The organism is Burkholderia sp. AU6039 (genome assembly GCF_002223365.1).
Lineage (GTDB): Bacteria > Pseudomonadota > Gammaproteobacteria > Burkholderiales > Burkholderiaceae > Burkholderia.
On the sequence record NZ_NKFK01000004.1, the window covers coordinates 543,940 to 563,515 of the forward strand.

Genomic DNA, 19,576 nt, shown 5'->3' on the forward strand with positions numbered 1-19,576 from the left:
TCGAGCTCCTGGCGGGCGGATCACGCGCCGCTAACGGCTCTCGCTCTGATACGAAACAATCGTCTTTTCCAGCGCGGCCCACGTGAGGCGCACGGCATCCGGCGAATGCAGGAAGCGGGCGTCGTGATGCAGGCCGAGCGTGAAGCTGTACAACTCGAAGAGCATCAGGTCCGGATCCGTATCCGCACGCAGATGGCCTTCTTCCTTCGCCTGCGAAATGGCACGCAGCATCGCGGCACGCCAGGCCGTCACGCTTGCGATCAACTGCTCGCGCACGGGGCTGTCAGGCCGGTCGTCATACTCGACCGCACCGCTGATGTAGATGCATCCGGTCGTCACCTCCTGGATGCGCTTCTCCGTCCAGCGGGCCAGCATCGCCCGAAGGCGCGGCAAGCCTCGCGGCTCGCGCAGGCTCGGAAAGAACACCTCGTTTTCGAAACGATGGTGATACTCGCGGACGACCTCGACCTGCAGGTCCTCACGCGATCCGAAGTGCGCGAACACACCGCTCTTGCTCATCTGCATGCGCTCGGCCAGCAGGCCGATCGTCAGCCCCTCCAGCCCGTCACGGCTGGCGAGGTCCAAAGCAGCTTCAAGTATCGCGGCACGCGTCTGTTCGCCTTTTCGCATAGCTATTTCTGTAACCGTTCGGGGGTTCGAATAAAATCGAACGGCCGTACTATTATTGAGTGCGGCCGCTCGCGAAACAAGGAAATTATTAGAAACCGGTGTCTAACCGAGCCGCTATTTTGCGCGATTCCGGCGGGACCGGAGCGGCTTTTCCGCACGAACGTGCGGACAGATTTTTTGAAGCGAATACTTAGTCTGCGTTCAGTCGTAACCGCCGACCGTCAGCGCCTTCATCACGAGGCGGTACGTGTTGTACGCAAGCCAGTTCAGCAGCCGCTCGATGCGCGGGCGCGCGGCGTAGCGCGCGGCATCGATCTCCCGGCCTTCTGCGAACGCGGTCGCGATCGCGTCGCGCAACTGGTTCGTCACTGCATCGTAGCGCACCAGCACGACGTTCGCTTCATTGTTCAGCATCAGGCTCAGCGCGTCCAGGTTCGACGAGCCGACCGTCGCCCAGTTGTCGTCGATCACGGCGACCTTGCCGTGCAGGATCGTCTTGTCGTATTCGGCCACGCGCACGCCCGCCCGCAACAGCGAGTGATACAGGAACGGCACGGCCGTATCGAGCGCCGTGAATTCCTTGCGACCGATCAGCACCTGCACGTCGACGCCGCGGCGGGCCGCGCCCGTCAGCGCGCGGCGCAGCTTGCGGCCCGGCATGAAATACGGATTCGCGAGCAGGATCCGCTGGCGCGCCTGGCCGATCGCCGCGAGATACGCCTTCTCGATCGCGCGGCGGTTCACGACGTTGTCGCGCGCGACGAACGCGACGCTCGGCTCGGTCACGACCCGCAGTGCGCCGGCCTTGATCCATCGATGGCTGCGCATCCAGCGCCGGAACATGTCGGGGAACGCTTCGCCGCCGTGCAGCCCGGCCGCGTACTGCGCGTACGGCTTGTGGCCGAACTGGATCCGGTGCCACTGCAACTCGAACGCGGCACGCACGTCGGACACCGCGGGCCCGGCCATCTCGACCGCGAAATCCCAGCGCGGAAACGGCAGCGTCGCGCTGCCCTGCGTGTAGTCGTCGACGATGTTGATGCCGCCGCAGAACGCGACCGCGTGATCGATCACCGCGAGCTTGCGATGCGTGCGCGAGAAGCCGAAGCGGCCGAACAGGTAACGGTTGTAGATGCAGTGCTCGACGCCGGCTGCCACCCACGTGTCGAACAACGGCAGGCGTGCGGTGCCGATGCCGTCGGTGATCACGCGCACGCGCACGCCGCGCTGCGCCGCGCGGATCAGCGCATCCGACACCGGCCGGCCGGCCGCGTCGTCGCAGAAGATGTAGGTTTCGAGCATCACCTGCTCGCGGGCGGCATCGATCCGCTCGATCAGCGCCCGGAAGAACTCGCCGCCGGTCTCGCACAATCGCACGGTATTGCCCGACGTGAAGGCGAGCCGCGACGCGGAACCGCGTTCCTGCAGGAACATCTGCCGCAATTGCGCGAAGCGCTTGCGGGCTTCCGCCGTCATGCGGACGAGCCGTGCGGCGCGCGCGACAGTGCCACGCGCGCGGGCAGTTGCAGGATCGCCTCGGCGTTCGACGGCGAGAAACAGCGCGCGGCCGCCTCGCGGAACGGCAGCCACGCATGGTCGACATGCTCGCGCGGCGACAGCGTCACGTCGACGCGATGCGGCACGCACAGGCCGAACCAGTGCTCGACGTTGCGCGTGACGCCCGGGGCGTAGCGGTGCAGGTATTGCGGATAGATCGTGTATTCGATCTTGTGGCGCCAGTCGACGAGCGCGCTCGCCGGCACGTCCGGCGTGCCGACCGCGATGCCGGTCTCTTCGACCACTTCGCGCGCGGCGGTGAGCGCGAGCGGCTCGTCGAGCGCGTCCTTCGAGCCGGTCACCGATTGCCAGAAATCAGGCTGGTCGGCACGCTTGATCACGAGCACATCGAGGTCGGGCGTGTAGATCACGACAAGAACGGATTCGGGGATTTTCGGCGGCTTCGTCATCTTTGTTTCATGCAGCACAGGGCCGCGTGCCGGGCAAATGCTCCGAACGGGCGGCAAGTGCTGCGACTGTACCGCAAAAAACGAAAAAGGCGCATCGCTGCGCCTTTTTCATGTGCGTCGTGTGCGCGCGAACGCACACACGACCGGGTACGAAGCGCGTTACGCCTTCGGCTGTTCCGGCTGACGCAGACGGATGTGCAGTTCGCGCAGCTGACGCTCGTCGACCGGGCTCGGCGCCTGCGTGAGCAGATCCTGCGCACGCTGCGTCTTCGGGAACGCGATCACGTCGCGGATCGAATCGGCGCCGGCCATCATCGTGACGATGCGGTCGAGACCGAATGCGATACCGCCGTGCGGCGGCGCGCCGTACTGCAGCGCGTCCAGCAGGAAGCCGAACTTGAGCTGCGCTTCTTCCGCACCGATCTTCAGCGCGCGGAACACCTTGCTCTGCACTTCCTCGCGGTGGATACGCACCGAGCCGCCGCCGATTTCCCAGCCGTTCAGCACCATGTCGTAGGCCTTCGCGAGGCAACGGCCCGGATCCGTCTCGAGGTACTCGAGATGCTCGTCCTTCGGGCTGGTGAACGGGTGGTGAGCCGCGACGTAGCGCGCATCTTCGTCGTCGTATTCGAACATCGGGAAGTCGACGACCCACAGCGGCTTCCAGCCGGCCTGGACGAGGCCGTTCGCCTTGCCGAATTCCGAATGGCCGATCTTCAGGCGCAGCGCGCCGAGGCTGTCGTTGACGACCTTCGCGCGGTCGGCCGCGAAGAAGATGATGTCGCCGTCTTGCGCGCCGGTGCGCTCGAGGATCGCCGCGATCGATGCGTCGTGCAGGTTCTTGACGATCGGGCTCTGCAGGCCGTCACGGCCCTTCGCCTTCTCGTTGACCTTGATCCATGCGAGACCCTTCGCGCCGTAGATGCGCACGAATTCGGTGTAGCCGTCGATGTCGCCGCGCGACAGCTCGCCGCCCTTCGGCACGCGCAGTGCCGCGACACGGCCGTCCTTCGCGTTGGCCGGCGTGCTGAACACCTTGAAGTCGACGTCCTTCATCGCGTCGGTCAGCTCGGTGAATTCGAGCTGCACGCGCAGGTCCGGCTTGTCCGAACCGAAACGCGCCATCGCTTCCGAGTACGGCATCACCGGGAATTTCGCGTCGAGCTCGACGTCGATCGTCGTCTTGAAGATGTGACGGATCATGTCTTCGAACAGGTCACGGATTTCCTGCTCGCCGAGGAACGACGTTTCGCAGTCGATCTGCGTGAATTCCGGCTGACGGTCGGCACGGAGGTCTTCGTCGCGGAAGCACTTGGTGATCTGGTAGTAACGGTCGAAGTTCGCGACCATCAGCAGCTGCTTGAACAACTGCGGCGACTGCGGCAGCGCGAAGAACTGGCCCGCGTTCACGCGCGACGGCACGAGATAGTCGCGCGCGCCTTCCGGCGTGCTCTTCGTCAGCATCGGCGTTTCGATGTCGATGAAGCCCTGCTCGTCGAGGTACTTGCGCGCTTCGATCGCCACGCGGTAGCGCAGGCGCAGGTTGTGCTGCATCTGCGGGCGGCGCAGGTCGAGCACGCGGTGCGTGAGACGCGTCGTTTCCGACAGGTTGTCGTCGTCGAGCTGGAACGGCGGCGTGACCGACGCGTTCAGCACGTTCAGTTCGTGGCACAGCACCTCGATCTTGCCGCTCTTCAGGCCGGCGTTGACCGTGCCGTCCGGACGGTTGCGCACGAGGCCCTTGATCTGCACGCAGAACTCGTTGCGCACGCCTTCGGCGGTCGCGAACATTTCCGCGCGATCCGGGTCGCACACCACCTGCACGAGGCCTTCACGATCGCGCAGGTCGATGAAGATCACACCGCCGTGATCGCGGCGGCGCTGCACCCAGCCGCACAGCGACACGGTTTGGCCCAGCAGGTGTTCGGTCACGAGACCGCAGTATTCAGTACGCATCGACATGATGTTTGCTTTCGTTCGGTTTGATCAACGGGCGCCGCAACGCGCGGCCCGGGCGATGATTCTTTACTTACAGCGGCGGCTCGACGGGGCGGCGTGCAGGCGCCGGAGCCGGCGCCGGGGGCGCCACCACGCCCATCGAGACGATGTACTTGAGCGCGGCATCGACCGACATGTCGAGTTCGATGACTTCGCTCTTCGGCAGCATCAGGAAGAAGCCCGACGTCGGGTTCGGCGTCGTCGGGATATAGACGCTCACGTATTCTTCCGTCAGATGATTGAGCACGTCGCCGCCCGGCGTGCCGGTCAGAAACGCGATCGTATACGAGCCGCGACGCGGGTATTCGATCAGCAGCGCCTTGCGGAACGCGTTGCCGCTGCTCGACAGCAGCGTGTCCGACACCTGCTTGACGCTCGTGTAGATCGGCCCGACGACCGGGATGTGACGCACCACGGCGTTCCACCACGTGACGAGCTTCTGGCCGATGAAGTTCTGCGTGGCCAGCCCGACGACGAAGATGAACGCGAGCGTCAGCACCGCGCCGATCCCCGGCAGATGGAAGCCGAGCATCCGCTCGGGCTGCCACGATTCGGGCAACAGGAGCAGGGTCTGGTCCATCGTGCCGATGATGAGACCAAGCACCCACAGCGTGATCGCGAGCGGGACGAGAACCAGCAGGCCGGTCAGAAACACCGATTTCAGGGTCGTCTTTTTCATCATCTGCCGTCAATGAACCGCGCCGGCGGCGCGGGTTGGTCGCAGCCCGGCCGGGCCGCGACGGTCAACTGCTGGCGGCGGGCGCTGCAGCCGGGGCGGGCGCCGCGCTCGTCGTCGTGCTTTCGGAACTGCTCGATGCAGCCGGCGCGGTCGCGGCAGGCGCGGCTTCCGTCGATGCAGCCGGGGCTGCGTCGCCCGATGCCGTTGCCGGCGCGCTGGTGCCGCCCGAACCGCCACGGAAATCGGTGACATACCAACCCGAACCCTTCAGTTGGAAGCCCGCGGCAGTGACCTGCTTGCGAAATGCATCCTTCCCGCATTCCGGGCACTGCGACAGCGGCGCGTCGCTCATCTTCTGGAGCACGTCCTTCGCGAAGCCACACGCTTCGCATCGATAGGCGTAGATCGGCATGATATTTTTCCCGCGGAAACTGGAAACGGCTTGCAAAACCTTGAATTATAGCCGAAACCCTGCCGCGCTCCGGCAATGGCCGCGACACCCGCGCATCAGCGGCGACGCCACGTGAGCCAGCGCTCGTGTCCTTCGAACACCGCGAGCGAATCGGTCACGGGCAAATCCTCGATCAGCTCGAAGTGCGGCGTGAGCAGCGCATCGAGTTCGGCACGCTCGATTCCGAACGGCGGCCCCTTCGGTTTCGCCATCAGGAAGAAATAGCCGGCCAGCAATCCATCCGCAGACAACAGCTCGGCCATGCGCGCCGCATAGCCGGCACGCATGGCCGGCGGCAGCGCGCACAGGAACGCGCGCTCGTACACCCACTGCACGTCGAACGGCGGCCGGTACGTAAAGAAATCGGCCTGCTCGACGACGCCCGCATGTGTGCCGAGCTGCGCCTTCGCGGCCGCCACCGCCTGCGCGGCGAAATCGATCGCCCGCACGGGCCAGCCGGCTTCGGCCAGCCACCCGGCTTCCTGCGCACTGCCGCAGCCGGGAATCAGCACCGAGCACGGCTCGAGCCGATGCGCGAACACGCGGAACCCCTCAGGCACGCCGCCGAATTCCCACGGCGTCACGCCACGCTCGAAACGTTCGTCCCAGAACGATGCGTTGCCAGGATCGCGCGTCGCGAAATCGGCGGCTGACGGTGTAGCGGGTTGCTTCGGATCGGACATCGCCCTGCTCCTTTCGGTCATGTGCCGTACGTGAGCGCCAGCAGCACACGCGCGACGAGCGCCCCGACGCCGACGGCAAGGCCGAAGATCAGCAGCGCCTGCATCAGCCGGTTCGTCCGCTTCTGCTCGACGAGGATCTGGCGCATCAACTCTTCGCTCGCGGCACGCGGCGCATCATGGCGCGCGGCCATCGCGTGATGGATCAGGCGCGGCAGTTGCGGCAGCGTCTTGCTCCACTGCGGCGCCTCGACCTTGAAGCGCTCGTACCAGCCGCGCAGGCCAATCTGCTCGGTCATCCAGCGCTCGAGGTACGGCTTCGCGGTCTTCCACAGGTCGAGCTCGGGATCGAGCGAACGGCCGAGGCCCTCGACGTTCAGCATCGTCTTCTGCAGCAGCACGAGCTGCGGCTGGATCTCGACGTTGAAGCGGCGCGACGTCGAGAACAGCCGCATCAGCACCTGGCCGAGCGAGATGTCCTTCAGCGCGCGGTCGAAATACGGCTCGCACACCGCGCGGATCGCGCTTTCGAGTTCCTCGACGCGCGTTTCGGGCGGCACCCAGCCCGACTCGAGGTGAAGCGTCGCGACGCGGTGGTAGTCGCGCTTGAAGAACGCGAGGAAGTTCTGCGCGAGGTAGTTCTTGTCGAAATCGGACAGCGCGCCGACGATCCCGAAATCGAGCGCGACGTAGCGGCCGAACGTATTCGGATCGAGGCTCACCTGGATGTTGCCCGGGTGCATGTCCGCGTGGAAGAAGCCGTCTCGGAACACCTGCGTGAAGAAGATCTCGACGCCTTCGCGCGCGAGCTTCTTGATGTCGACGCCGGCCGAACGCAGCGTCTCGACCTGGCTGATCGGCACGCCGGTCATGCGCTCCATCACGAGCACCTGCGACGTCGAGAAATCCCAGAACATTTCGGGCACGAGCAGCAGGTCGAGGCCCGCGAAGTTGCGGCGCAGCTGGCTGCCGTTGGCGGCCTCGCGCATCAGGTCGAGCTCGTCGTGCAGGTACTTGTCGAATTCGGCGACGACCTCGCGCGGCTTCAGGCGCCGGCCGTCGGCCCACATGCGCTCGGTCCAGATCGCGATGTCGCGCATCAGCGCGAGGTCGGAATCGATCACGGACAGCATGTTCGGGCGCAGCACCTTGACGGCGACGGCCTTGCCCGCGTGCTGGCCCTGCTTGAGCTTCGCGAAATGCACCTGCGCGATCGACGCGCTCGCGACCGGCTCGCGCTCGAATTCGTCGAACAGCTCGTCGACCGGCGCACCGAGCGACTTCTCGATGATCCCGATCGCGACCGCCGAATCGAACGGCGGCACCTGATCCTGCAGCTTCGCGAGTTCGTTCGCGAAATCGACCGACAGCAGGTCGCGGCGCGTCGACAGCACCTGGCCGAACTTCACGAAGATCGGGCCGAGGCTTTCGAGCGCGTGACGCAGCCGCACGGCAGGCGGATCGGAATAGCGGCGGCCGATCGTCGTGATCCGCAACAGCAGCTTCACGCGCCGGTCGTCGATCCGGGACAGCATCACTTCGTCGAGACCAAAGCGGATGACGGTGTAGACAATCTTGATGAAACGGAAAATGCGCATGCCCTGCGGCCCCTCAGTGCGCGCCGCGCGGGCCGGAACCCGTGCGCGCGCCGATTTTTTGTTCGAGTCGCTCGACCCGCTTTTCGACCCGTGCGAGCGCATCGCGTGCGCGCGCCAGTTCGGCGTCGAAGCCGCCGAGCGACGCGCGCCGGACGACTTGCGGGTTCTCGTCGAGCCAGTATTCGGCGACGGAATCGAGCACGTTGCGGCCGGTGCGGCGCGCGCGCGCGCCGGCGTCGCGCACGACCGTCGCGATCCGGTATGCCGCCGCGTCGCCGACCAGCTTCGCGAGATCTTCCTCAGGCTCCCAGCGCAGGTGCTCGGCCAGCTTCGCGATCTGCGTGGCGAACTCCGCGTCGCCCTCGATCTTCACGTGCTTCATCACGGCCGCCTGGCCGCCCTGCAGGAACGCGGCGACCGTGTCGCCGGCAAGCGCGATCGACACGTCGACCTGTTGCGCATCGTGCGCGTCGACGGCCGACAGATAGCCGTCGGGCTGCACCAGCAACGTCAGCGTCACCGGGGGCACGTCGATCCGGGCAGTCTTGCCCGAATAGGGAATCAGGCGGTCGCGCGCCCACGATTCGCGGGCGAGCAGGTGATTGACAGCAGCAGCAAAAGGCTTGGCGGCAAAGGTCATCGGGCTGGGAAAGAAAAAACCCGCGCAGGCCGGGCGCCCACGCGGGTTTCTATTGTAACGTCGGATCGTCGGCAGACCGTGCCTGACCGCACACCCGGGCGGCAAGCGGTCGCAGTGCGGCGGCCGTCGCCCGGGTGCCGGCGGCGCGGGCCGCCGGTCACGCTCAGTGCGTGTTGATCTGCTGGATGCCCGCGAGCAGCCAGCCCTGACTGCCCGACTTCGACAGGTTCCACACCTCGTCGAACGGCGCGGCCGATGCATTCGCCGATTCGCGAATCAGGCCGTGGAAGCGCACGCTCGCCGACTGCTCGATGCCGCGATCCTCGATCGCGACCAGTTCCGCGTCGAGCTGCACGACGTCGGTCTGGTTCGACTCGTTGCCGCGCGAATCGAGGTCGATCTTGATCTCGGCGAACATTTCCGGCGTCGTGAACTCGCGGATGTCGGCCAGGTTGCCCTGGTCCCACGCGGCCTGCAGGCGCACGAAATAGACCTTCGAGCTGCGCAGGAACGCTTCGGTGTCGAAGCCGGCCGGCACCTGGAGCGGTGCTGCCGCAGCAGCCGCTGCCGCGCCGGTGGCCGCGGCCCCGCCGCCGAACACGCCTTGCGCTTCGTTCGCGTAGCTGCTGCCGCTACCCGAGTAGTTGCTGCCGGTGCCGCCCTGCTGGAACGACGGGCTTTGCGAGTAGCCGCCCGACGACGACGCCGAGCCGCCGACCGAATACGCCGGCTCCTGCGGACGACGGCGGTTCATGAACTTGCGGACCAGCCAGATGCCGACCGCCGCGAGCAGCGCGATCACGATGACGTTCGCCATCATGCTCGCGAATGCGCCGCCCAGGCCGAAGTGCGACAGCAGCGCCGCGATGCCGAGACCGGCCGCGAGGCCGGCGATCGGCCCGAGCCAGCGCGAGCGGTTGGGCTGCGCGGCCGGCGCGGGTGCGGCCGGATTCGCGCGCTGCGCCTGCGACGGCGCGGCCTGCTGCATCGGCTGCTGCGCGGGCGGCGTGGCCTGGCGCTGCGTGACCGTGGAGTTCTGGCGGCCGATGCTGCGCCCGCCGCCCATGCGCTTGGCTTCGGCGTCGAGCGATGCGAACGTGCCGGCCGTGAGCAGGCCGACCATCAGCAGCGTGCCGACCCGTCGAGCCCACGGCTTCGACGGCTTGCTACGGTTGAACAACGAACGCGATTCGAACATCAGTTTCTCCAGATGTAAGACAAATGTATGGAAAGAGCCCCTTAATACTTGGCTCCCATGTGTAAAGCTACCACGCCACCTGACAAATTGTAATATTTGACGGCATCGAGGCCCGCTTGTTCCATCATCGTCTTCAGCGTGTCCTGATCGGGGTGCATCCGAATAGATTCGGCAAGATACCGGTAACTTTCGGCATCTTTCGCGAACTTGTCGCCAAGCCACGGTAATACTTTGAAAGAATACAGATCGTACGCTTTTTTCAGCGGATCCCAGACTTTCGAGAACTCCAGCACCATCACGCGGCCGCCGGGCTTCGTCACGCGGCGCATCTCGGCCAGCGCGGCATCCTTGTGCGTCATGTTGCGCAGCCCGAACGCGACCGTGACCACATCGAAGTAGTTGTCCGGAAAGGGAATTTTCTCCGCGTCGCACAGCAGCGACGGCGTCACGATGCCCTTGTCGAGCAGCCGGTCGCGGCCGACGCGCAGCATCGATTCGTTGATGTCCGTATGCCAGACCTCGCCGGTCGGCCCGGCCGCCTTCGCGAACGACCGGGTCAGGTCGCCGGTGCCGGCCGCCAAGTCGAGCACCTTGAAGCCGGGGCGCACGTTCGCCTGCGCGATCGTGAACGCCTTCCACGCACGGTGCATGCCCGCCGACATCAGGTCGTTCATCAGATCGTAGTTGCTCGCGACCGAATGGAACACACCCGCCACTTTCTTCGCTTTTTCGTTTTCCTCGACGCTTTCGAAGCCGAAGTGGGTTTTGCTCATCGCGTTGATCCTCAGTAAATGGCAAGACGGCGCCGAGCGGGCGCCGTCGAATTTCAGTGGCAGTGGCCGTGCGACGCGTTCGCCGCCGGCATCGGGGCATCGCGCTCGACGCCCGCCGCCTTCAGTTTGTCGAAATAGTCGCGCCACAGCGCGTCCTGCTGCGTGGCCAGCTCGTACAGCAGGTCCCACGAGTAGATGCCGGTCGAATGGCCGTCGGAAAACGTCGGCTGCAGCGCGTAGTGGCCGACGCCCTCAAGCGCGGTGATCGTCACTTCGCGCTTGCCCGTCTGCAGCGTCTCCTGGCCGGGCCCGTGGCCGCGCACCTCGGCCGACGGCGAATACACGCGCATCAGCTCGAACGGAATCCGGAAACTGTCGCCGTTCGGGTACTGCAATTCGAGCACGCGCGATACCGCGTGCACGACGACGCCGGACGGAATCGGCGTCGTGGAAGTCAAACCGCTCATGGCTGCCTCGAATCGGTCATGCGTTGAATTTCCTCGCGCACCGCATTGTGCAGCAGCGAGGCCTGCGCTGCGCGCGAGCGCAGCAGCGCCTCGGACACGCTGCGCTGGCGCGGCGCCCATACGGGCTGCGGGAAGTGTGCGTCGTTGGAAAAGCGCGGGATCACGTGCCAATGCACGTGCGGCACCATGTTGCCGAGGCTCGCGAGATTCACCTTGTTCGGCTGCATCACGCGGCGCACGGCCCGCTCGACCGCGTAGACCACGCGCATCAGATGTGCCCGCTCCGGTTCGCCGAGATCGGAGAATTCGGCCACGTGCGCGCCCCAGATCACCCGGCAGAAGCCCGGGTAGTCGTGCTCGCCCGTCGCGAGGACGACACGCACCGCATCGTCCTGCCAGAGCACTTCGCCGCCGTCTTCACGGCAAAACACGCATTCCATCGTCGCTCCCATGTGGACGGGCGCCGGCATTGCCGCGCCGGCGCCCGCTCATTCCTGGCCCGGTCGGGCGGTCGTCATGCCCGCATTAGACCAGCACGCGCTCGATCCCGCCATTGTTCGCACGTGCGACATAATCGGCCATCCAGTTCTCGCCGAGCACCTGGCGCGCGATTTCGACCACGATGTAGTCGGCCTCGAGGTTCGCGTCCTCGCTGTAGCGCGACAGGCCCTGCAGGCACGACGGGCAGCTCGTCAGGATCTTCACGTCCGGGCCGTTCGCTGCCGCCGGCGCCGGCGCGTTGCCGGCCACGACCGGGATGCTGCGCAGCTTCGCGGCCCCCTTGCGGATCTCCTCTTCCTTGCGGAAGCGGACCTGCGTCGACACGTCCGGGCGCGTGACCGCGAGCGTGCCCGATTCGCCGCAGCAGCGATCGTTCTTCTCGATCTTGTAGCCGTCCTTCTCGGCGCCCATCAGCTCGTTGACGAGCTTCACCGGGTCCATCGTCTTGATCGGCGTGTGGCACGGGTCGTGATACATGTAGCGCGTGCCCGTCACGCCATCGAGCTTCATCCCCTTCTCGAGCAGGAACTCATGGATGTCGATGATCCGGCAGCCCGGGAAGATCTTGTCGAATTCGTAGCCGGCGAGCTGGTCATAGCAGGTGCCGCACGACACGACCACCGTCTTGATGTCGAGGTAGTTCAGCGTGTTCGCGACCCGGTGGAACAGCACGCGGTTGTCGGTGACGATCTTCTCGGCCTTGTCGTACTGGCCCGAGCCGCGCTGCGGATAGCCGCAGCACAGGTAGCCCGGCGGCAACACCGTCTGCACGCCGGCTTCCCACAGCATCGCCTGCGTGGCGAGGCCGACCTGCGAGAACAGGCGCTCGGAGCCGCAGCCCGGGAAGTAGAACACCGCTTCCGAATCGACGGTGGTCGATTTCGGATTGCGGATGATCGGCACGATCTTGTTGTCCTCGATGTCGAGCAGCGCGCGCGCCGTCTTCTTCGGCAGGTTGCCCGGCATCTTCTTGTTGACGAAGTGGATCACCTGCTCGACTACCGGCGGCTTGCCGACCGTGGCCGGCGGGTGCTGCGTCTGCTTCGTCACGACCTTCTTCAGCATGTCGTTCGCGAAGCGCTGCACCTTGTAGCCGGCGCCCATCATCACGCTGCGCGCGACGTTGATCGTCTGCGGATTGGTCGCGTTCAGGAAGAACATGCCCGCCGCATTGCCGGCGTTGAACTTCTTCTTGCCCATCTTGCGCAACAGGTTGCGCATGTTCATCGTGACGTCGCCGAAGTCGATCTTCACCGGGCACGGCGTCGCGCACTTGTGGCACACCGTGCAGTGGTCGGCTACGTCGTTGAACTCGTCCCAGTGCTTGATCGACACGCCGCGGCGCGTCTGTTCCTCGTACAGGAACGCCTCGACCAGCAGCGAGGTTGCGAGGATCTTGTTGCGCGGGCTGTACAGCAGGTTCGCGCGTGGCACGTGCGTCGCGCACACCGGCTTGCACTTGCCGCAGCGCAGGCAGTCCTTCACCGAATCGGCGATCGCGCCGATGTCGGACTGTTTCATGATCAGCGACTCGTACCCCATCAGCCCGAAGCTCGGCGTATAGGCGTTGCGCAGATCGGCGCCTTCGAGCAGCTTGCCCTTGTTGAAGCGGCCGTTCGGGTCGACGCGCTGCTTGTACGCGCGGAATTCGGCGATCTCGTCGTCGGTCAGGAACTCGAGCTTCGTGATGCCGATGCCGTGCTCGCCGGAAATCACGCCGTCGAGCGAACGCGCGAGCGTCATGATGCGTGCGACCGCCGCGTGGGCGTCCTGCAGCATCTCGTAGTTGTCGGAGTTGACCGGCAGGTTGGTGTGGACGTTGCCGTCGCCCGCGTGCATGTGCAGCGCGACGAACACGCGGCCGCGCAGCACCTGCTTGTGGATCGCCTGCGCCTCGTCGAGGATCTGCTTGAACGCGCCGCCGTTGAAGATCGCGCGCAGCTCGGCGCGGATCTCCTGCTTCCACGAGATGCGGACCGTGCGGTCCTGCGTGATGTGGAACACGGTCGCGCCCGGCTGATCGTCCGCGCGATCGGCGAACTTCTCGGCAAGCGCCTCGTAGCCGAGCTGCACGAGGTAGTGCTGCGCCTCGCGCAGCGGCTGGTCGAGCCGGTCGCGCACGAATTCCCAGCGGGCACGCACGCGCTTGAGCAGCTCCAGCGCCTGCTGGACCCGGTCTTCGAGCAGTTCGGCGCTCGGGATCTCGTTCGCGTCGTCGGTCTTGCCGAGCGGCAGGTTGCCAGCGCGGAAAAACGCTTCCAGCGCATCGACGAGCTGCAGCTTGTTCTTCAGCGACAGCTCGATGTTGATCCGCTCGATGCCGTCGGTGTACTCGCCCATCCGGTTCAGCGGGATCACGACGTCTTCGTTGATCTTGAACGCGTTCGTGTGCTTCGCGATCGCGGCCGTGCGGCTGCGGTCGAGCCAGAAGCGCTTGCGCGCCTCCGCGCTGACCGCGACGAAGCCTTCGCCGCTCTTGCCGTTCGCCATCCGGATCACTTCGGACGTGGCGTGCGCGACCGCATCGGCATCGTCGCCGACGATGTCGCCGATCAGCACCATCTTGGGGAATGAATTGCGCTTGCTCTTGGTCGCGTAGCCGACCGCGCGCAGGTAGCGCTCGTCGAGGTGCTCGAGGCCCGCGAGGATCGCGCCGCCCTGCTTCGACGTTTCAAACAGGTAATCCTTGATCTCGACGATGCTCGGGATCGCCTCGCGCGCCTGGCCGAAGAATTCGAGGCAGACGGTGCGCGTGTGCGCGGGCATCTTGTGCAGCACCCAGCGCGCGGACGTGATGAGCCCGTCGCAGCCTTCCTTCTGCACGCCCGGCAGGCCGGCGAGGAACTTGTCGGTCACGTCCTTGCCGAGCCCTTCCTTGCGGAACCGGCGGCCTTCGATCTCGAGCATCTCGCTCTTCAGCAGCTTCTCGCCCGGCGCATACGCGCCGTCGAACCACTTCAGCTCGAAACGCGCGACCGCGATGTCGTGGATCTTGCCCTGGTTGTGCTCGTGGCGCGTGACTTCGAGCCAGTTGCCGTCCGGGTCGACCATCCGCCACCAGGCCAGGTTGTCGAGCGCGGTGCCCCACAGCACGGCCTTCTTGCCGCCCGCGTTCATCGCGACGTTGCCGCCGATGCACGATGCGTCGAGCGAGGTGGGATCGACCGCGAACACGTAGCCGGCCGCTTCCGCCGCCTCGGTCACGCGGCGCGTGACGACGCCCGCGCCGGAGAAGATCGTCGGCACCTTGTGCGCGACGCCCGGCAGCTCGGTCAGCTCGACCGCGCCGAGTTGCTCGAGCTTTTCGGTGTTGATGACGGCGGAGAACGGCGTGAGCGGCACCGCGCCGCCCGTGTAGCCGGTGCCGCCGCCGCGCGGGATCACGGTCAGGCCGAGCTCGAAGCAGGCCTTGATCAGGCCGGCGATCTCGGCTTCGCTATCGGGGGTCAGCACGACGAACGGGTATTCGACACGCCAGTCGGTCGCGTCGGTCACGTGCGACACGCGCGACAGCCCGTCGAAACGGATGTTGTCCTTCTGCGTGCAGCGGCCGAGCGCCTTGGTCGCGCGGCGGCGCAGGTCGGCCATCTTCTCGAATTCGTCGGCGAACTCGTTGACCGCACGCTGCGCGGCGGTTTCGAGCATCTCGACGCGCGATGCGCGCTCGCGGCCCGCGTCGTCGCGGTGCTCGGTGAGATCCGCGCTGCGGCGCTTGCCGATTTCGGTAAGGCGGTGGTTCAGCGCCTCGATCAGCAGCGCGCGGCGCTTCGGGTTGTCGAGCAGGTCGTCCTGCAGGTACGGGTTGCGGCGCACGACCCAGATGTCGCCGAGCACTTCATACAGCATCCGTGCCGAGCGGCCCGTACGGCGCTCGGCGCGCAATTCGTCAAGCACCGACCACGCTTCTTCGCCGAGCAGGCGGATCACGATCTCGCGATCCGAGAAGGACGTGTAGTTGTAGGGAATCTCGCGCAAGCGGGGCGCGGGGTCGGCGGCGACGGCGGCGGCCGCGCCATGCGGATCGAAAACTTGTGGTGCGTTCATGTTCGGACGACTCGGAGGGCCGATACACCGTGCACGGGCGTCGGCAAGCGCGTGGGCGCAATCTTGGGGAAATCTGTTCTGTTACCAGGCGCGCGGCTGTCCTTCATGGGGCCGGAGCGGGCGACTCGCCCCTCCTGGCCGGCGACAGGGCCTGGCGGCACTCGGAACGATCAGCACGATCGCGCGCGGCGCGCGTGCCGTTCGGCCGCGGGGCTGGCTGCGCGCGGCGTCGGCTTCAACGGTGCGATCCGAGGGTGCCTCTGCATCTTCCGATCCTTGATTCAAAACGGAATTCTAACCCATGATCGGGTCACGCGTGACACGTCGGACAGGTCGTGGGGCTATCCCCGCGAGCCGCGCCAGGCCTGGCTCGGCGCGATTTCGCGCGATCATTCGCCGTCCGTCCGGTCGGTAACCGTGCGGTTAAGCCGGTAAAAAAGGCGGCGCGCGCCCGCCGACGCCCCGCCCGCACGGCCCCGCGAGCAACGGCTCGGCATGCCGCTTGCGTGCAGGCAGACCCTTGGCGCTATCATTGATCCTTTACCGTCTGCTTTCCGCACTGCACGCGAGCGCCCATGGCATCCCACGATTACCTGAAGAAAATCCTCACCGCGCGCGTCTACGACGTCGCGATCGAGACGGAACTCGAATCCGCCCGCAACCTGTCGGCCCGCCTGCGCAACGCCGTCTACCTGAAGCGCGAGGACAACCAGCCGGTGTTCTCGTTCAAGCTGCGCGGCGCGTACAACAAGATGGCGCACATTCCGTCGGAAGCACTCGCGCGCGGCGTGATTACGGCGTCGGCCGGCAACCACGCGCAGGGCGTCGCGTTCTCGGCGGCGCGGATGGGCGTCAAGGCCGTGATCGTCGTGCCGGTCACGACGCCGCAGGTGAAGGTCGATGCGGTGCGTGCGCACGGCGGCCCGAGCGTCGAGGTGATCCAGGCCGGTGAGTCGTACAGCGACGCGTATGCACACGCGGTCAAGGTGCAGGAAGAGCGCGGCCTCACGTTCGTCCACCCGTTCGACGATCCGTACGTGATCGCAGGCCAGGGCACGATCGCGATGGAAATCCTGCGCCAGCACCAGGGCCCGATCCATGCGATCTTCGTGCCGATCGGCGGCGGCGGGCTCGCGTCCGGCGTCGCGGCCTACGTGAAGGCGGTGCGCCCGGAGATCAAGGTGATCGGCGTGCAGGCCGAGGATTCGTGCGCGATGGCGCAGTCGCTGGAAGCCGGCAAGCGTGTCGAGCTGAGCGAGGTCGGCCTGTTCGCGGACGGCACCGCCGTGAAGCTGGTCGGCGAGGAAACCTTCCGGCTCTGCAGCGAATACCTCGACGGCGTCGTGACGGTGAACACCGACGCACTGTGCGCGGCGATCAAGGACGTCTTTCAGGATACGCGCAGCGTGCTCGAGCCGTCCGGCGCGCTCGCGGTCGCGGGCGCGAAGCTCTACGCGGAACGCGAAGGCATCGAGAACCAGACGCTCGTCGCGGTCACGTCCGGCGCGAACATGAACTTCGACCGGATGCGCTTCGTCGCCGAGCGCGCGGAAGTGGGCGAAGCGCGCGAAGCCGTGTTCGCGGTCACGATCCCCGAGGAGCGCGGCAGCTTCAAGCGCTTCTGCTCGCTCGTCGGCGACCGCAACGTCACCGAGTTCAACTACCGGATCGCCGATGCGCAGGCCGCGCACATCTTCGTCGGCGTGCAGATCAAGCGCCGCGGCGAATCGGCCGAGATCGCCGCGAACTTCGAGTCGCATGGCTTCAAGAGCGTCGACCTGACGCATGACGAGCTGTCGAAGGAACACATCCGCTACATGGTGGGCGGCCGCTCGCCGCTCGCGCTCGACGAGCGCCTGTTCCGCTTCGAATTCCCGGAACGCCCGGGCGCGCTGATGAAGTTCCTGTCGTCGATGGCGCCGGACTGGAACATCAGCCTGTTCCACTATCGTAACCAAGGCGCGGACTACAGCTCGATCCTCGTCGGGCTGCAGGTGCCGCAGGCCGATCGCGCCGAATTCGAACGCTTCCTCGCGGCACTCGGCTATCCGTATGTCGAGGAGAGCGCCAACCCGGCTTACCGCCTCTTCCTGTCGTAAAAGGCGTCACGCATGAATCCCGAACATTCCCCGCTCGGCAAGGCCACCGTCTACGCCGCCCAGTACGACGCGTCGCTGCTGTTCCCGATCCCGCGCGCCGGCGCACGTGAGCAGCTCGGCATCACGTCGGCGCTGCCGTTCTTCGGCACCGACATCTGGAACGCCTACGAGCTGTCGTGGCTCAACGCGCGCGGCAAGCCGCAGATCGCGGTCGCGACGTTCTACGTGCCGGCCGAATCGCCGAACATCGTCGAATCGAAGTCGTTCAAGCTGTATCTCGGCTCGTTCGCGCAGACGAAGTTCGATTCGATCGACGCAGTGCGCGACGTGCTGAAGCGCGACGTGTCGGCCGCGTGCGGCGCGACCGTGTCCGTGCAGCTCGTGTCGCCGCACGATTTCGGCAAGCTCGAGATGGACGAGCTCGACGGGCTGTCGCTCGACCGGCTCGACCTCGACACCGACGCGTACGAACCCGATCCGTCGCTGCTGTCGGCCGCTGAAGACGAAGCGCCGGTCGAGGAAACGCTCGTGTCCGACCTGCTGCGCTCGAACTGCCCGGTCACCGGCCAGCCCGACTGGGGCAGCGTGCAGATCCACTATGTCGGGCCGCAGATCGACCACGCGGGCCTGCTGCGCTACATCATCTCGTTCCGCAACCACACGGGCTTTCACGAGCAGTGCGTCGAGCGGATCTTCCTCGACATCCTGCACGCATGCAAACCGGTGAAGCTCGCGGTGTATGCGCGCTATACGCGCCGCGGCGGGCTCGACATCAATCCGTTCCGCACCAACTACAACCAGCCGATGCCGGATAACGCGCGCAACGCGCGACAGTAAATGAGTGGGTTGGCGGACGTTTTCGGTCCGCCAACACTGCCCGCTTGCGGAAGGCGTGCTTCCCTAATTCGGTGCGAATACGTCGGCCCGGCACTTCGGACAATACAGGTAGATTGTTCGACCATCGTGCATGGAAATGAAGCCTCGCCTTGCCTGGTCTATCCTCCATTTCGCCGCGCCACCGCCCGCCAGACGCGCTTCCCCTTCGGCATAGCAACGCGCGGCGTCCAGGTCATGGCTGTACGCCCGCTCTGTTACGCGGCCCGCACGCTTGAAAAATGCGCTGACATCCGCACGCCGAAGAACGAACGCACGACACATATCCGCCGTTTCGTCCCCGCTGATGTCAGCCGACCACGCACCGTTCCTGACGATTTCGACTGACTCCGGCACAACAACGGGTGCCGCGCCGCCAGGCGATGCCCTATTGGACAGCGTGCCCGCAGCCACACTGTGGCTGAGTGCGAGCGCCAACATCAAAACTGCGATCCGAATCACCATTGCACTCTCGCCGCCTCCGTCCGGTTCTTCCGCGATACTACCGGGTGACGAAAAACCTCTGTCACCGGCACACGCAGCGTTACCGAAAGGGCGTGGACGAGCCATCGCAACGAATCGTTCTGAGCTTCCGGCGCCGCGACGTAGGTTCGTCGATCAGGGTTGGGCTCATTGAGTGGCAGAGCTTCACCGACCAATTCCACGCCAATGCTGTCCGTATTGGAAGGGTAACGGTCCGGGACCGCCTTGCGCATCTCCCGCCGGTCTTCTCCACGCGGGTCAAAACGGCGAAGTTGCTCCAGTTCGACGGGCGTGCAACGCATTTCGGCAACACAGCGTGCCTTGATCCGACCGACATGCCAAGTCATCTTCTTCAAAGATGCCGTCTGATAAATCGTTCCATCTTTTTCAATCAGAAAATGCGCGCCAGTGCGCCGACGCATTCTGATAGCTGCTGAGCGCAGAAGTCGCAGTTGAACCACCTGTTTGATGAACGACAATCCCACTAATCCTCTG

At 65.7% G+C, this 19,576-nt stretch carries 18 protein-coding genes; 2 read left to right on the plus strand and 16 right to left on the minus strand.

The genetic code is table 11. The features are described from left to right. Nucleotides 1-30: 30 nt before the first annotated feature. From CFB39_RS15185 to CFB39_RS15250, 14 genes are all read right to left on the minus strand, one after another. Complete coding sequence (locus CFB39_RS15185) at nucleotides 31-630, minus strand: TetR/AcrR family transcriptional regulator (RefSeq protein ID WP_006751498.1); 600 nt, start codon at nucleotides 628-630, stop codon at nucleotides 31-33. A gap of 201 nt (nucleotides 631-831) precedes the next feature. Beyond that, on the minus strand, nucleotides 832-2,106 hold the full coding sequence (gene clsB, locus CFB39_RS15190) for a cardiolipin synthase ClsB (RefSeq protein WP_089473540.1): 1,275 nt from the start codon (nucleotides 2,104-2,106) through the stop codon (nucleotides 832-834). After that, a complete protein-coding gene (nudB, locus tag CFB39_RS15195) occupies nucleotides 2,103-2,597 on the minus strand; it encodes a dihydroneopterin triphosphate diphosphatase (RefSeq protein ID WP_089426303.1) in 495 nt (164 codons plus the stop codon). Before nudB ends, clsB begins: the two co-directional genes overlap by 4 nt. Nucleotides 2,598-2,756: 159 nt before the next feature. Next, complete coding sequence (gene aspS, locus CFB39_RS15200) at nucleotides 2,757-4,559, minus strand: aspartate--tRNA ligase (protein WP_089473541.1); 1,803 nt, start codon at nucleotides 4,557-4,559, stop codon at nucleotides 2,757-2,759. A gap of 67 nt (nucleotides 4,560-4,626) precedes the next feature. Continuing rightward, a complete protein-coding gene (locus CFB39_RS15205; RefSeq protein ID WP_069248829.1) occupies nucleotides 4,627-5,277 on the minus strand; it encodes a DUF502 domain-containing protein in 651 nt (216 codons plus the stop codon). A gap of 61 nt (nucleotides 5,278-5,338) precedes the next feature. After that, complete coding sequence (locus tag CFB39_RS15210; protein ID WP_089473542.1) at nucleotides 5,339-5,686, minus strand: FmdB family zinc ribbon protein; 348 nt, start codon at nucleotides 5,684-5,686, stop codon at nucleotides 5,339-5,341. 95 nt (nucleotides 5,687-5,781) lie between these two features. Further along, entirely contained in the window at nucleotides 5,782-6,408 is a 627-nt protein-coding gene (locus CFB39_RS15215; RefSeq protein WP_089473543.1) for an SAM-dependent methyltransferase, read from the minus strand. Between the two features lie 17 nt (nucleotides 6,409-6,425). Beyond that, entirely contained in the window at nucleotides 6,426-8,003 is a 1,578-nt protein-coding gene (gene ubiB, locus CFB39_RS15220) for a ubiquinone biosynthesis regulatory protein kinase UbiB (RefSeq protein ID WP_089440995.1), read from the minus strand. Between the two features lie 13 nt (nucleotides 8,004-8,016). Next, a complete protein-coding gene (locus CFB39_RS15225) occupies nucleotides 8,017-8,643 on the minus strand; it encodes an SCP2 domain-containing protein (protein WP_069248831.1) in 627 nt (208 codons plus the stop codon). A gap of 163 nt (nucleotides 8,644-8,806) precedes the next feature. Next, complete coding sequence (locus CFB39_RS15230) at nucleotides 8,807-9,841, minus strand: Tim44 domain-containing protein (protein ID WP_089473544.1); 1,035 nt, start codon at nucleotides 9,839-9,841, stop codon at nucleotides 8,807-8,809. A 41-nt stretch (nucleotides 9,842-9,882) separates the two neighbouring features. Next, the gene (gene ubiE, locus CFB39_RS15235) at nucleotides 9,883-10,614 is read right to left on the minus strand and encodes a bifunctional demethylmenaquinone methyltransferase/2-methoxy-6-polyprenyl-1,4-benzoquinol methylase UbiE (protein ID WP_039360112.1); all 732 of its coding nucleotides are present in this window, start codon (nucleotides 10,612-10,614) and stop codon (nucleotides 9,883-9,885) included. A gap of 53 nt (nucleotides 10,615-10,667) precedes the next feature. Next, complete coding sequence (locus CFB39_RS15240) at nucleotides 10,668-11,081, minus strand: gamma-butyrobetaine hydroxylase-like domain-containing protein (protein ID WP_089426307.1); 414 nt, start codon at nucleotides 11,079-11,081, stop codon at nucleotides 10,668-10,670. Continuing rightward, complete coding sequence (locus CFB39_RS15245; RefSeq protein ID WP_089426308.1) at nucleotides 11,078-11,521, minus strand: HIT family protein; 444 nt, start codon at nucleotides 11,519-11,521, stop codon at nucleotides 11,078-11,080. Before CFB39_RS15245 ends, CFB39_RS15240 begins: the two co-directional genes overlap by 4 nt. A gap of 85 nt (nucleotides 11,522-11,606) precedes the next feature. Beyond that, a complete protein-coding gene (locus CFB39_RS15250) occupies nucleotides 11,607-15,626 on the minus strand; it encodes a DUF3683 domain-containing protein (protein WP_089473545.1) in 4,020 nt (1,339 codons plus the stop codon). 575 nt (nucleotides 15,627-16,201) lie between these two features. Here CFB39_RS15250 and ilvA point away from each other — a divergent pair. Together ilvA and queF are read left to right on the plus strand one after the other, a co-directional pair. After that, complete coding sequence (gene ilvA / locus CFB39_RS15260) at nucleotides 16,202-17,725, plus strand: threonine ammonia-lyase, biosynthetic (RefSeq protein ID WP_089426311.1); 1,524 nt, start codon at nucleotides 16,202-16,204, stop codon at nucleotides 17,723-17,725. 12 nt (nucleotides 17,726-17,737) lie between these two features. Continuing rightward, nucleotides 17,738-18,562, plus strand: coding sequence for an NADPH-dependent 7-cyano-7-deazaguanine reductase QueF (gene queF, locus CFB39_RS15265; protein WP_089473547.1), 825 nt, complete (start codon nucleotides 17,738-17,740; stop codon nucleotides 18,560-18,562). Nucleotides 18,563-18,625: 63 nt separating this feature from the next. Here queF and CFB39_RS39430 read toward each other — a convergent pair whose 3' ends face one another. Next, nucleotides 18,626-19,063: a hypothetical protein gene (locus CFB39_RS39430; RefSeq protein WP_144030262.1), complete on the minus strand. Its 438-nt coding sequence runs from the start codon at nucleotides 19,061-19,063 to the stop codon at nucleotides 18,626-18,628. Further along, nucleotides 19,057-19,560, minus strand: coding sequence for a peptidoglycan recognition family protein (locus CFB39_RS15270; RefSeq protein WP_306426924.1), 504 nt, complete (start codon nucleotides 19,558-19,560; stop codon nucleotides 19,057-19,059). Before CFB39_RS15270 ends, CFB39_RS39430 begins: the two co-directional genes overlap by 7 nt. Between the last annotated feature and the right edge of the window lie 16 nt (nucleotides 19,561-19,576).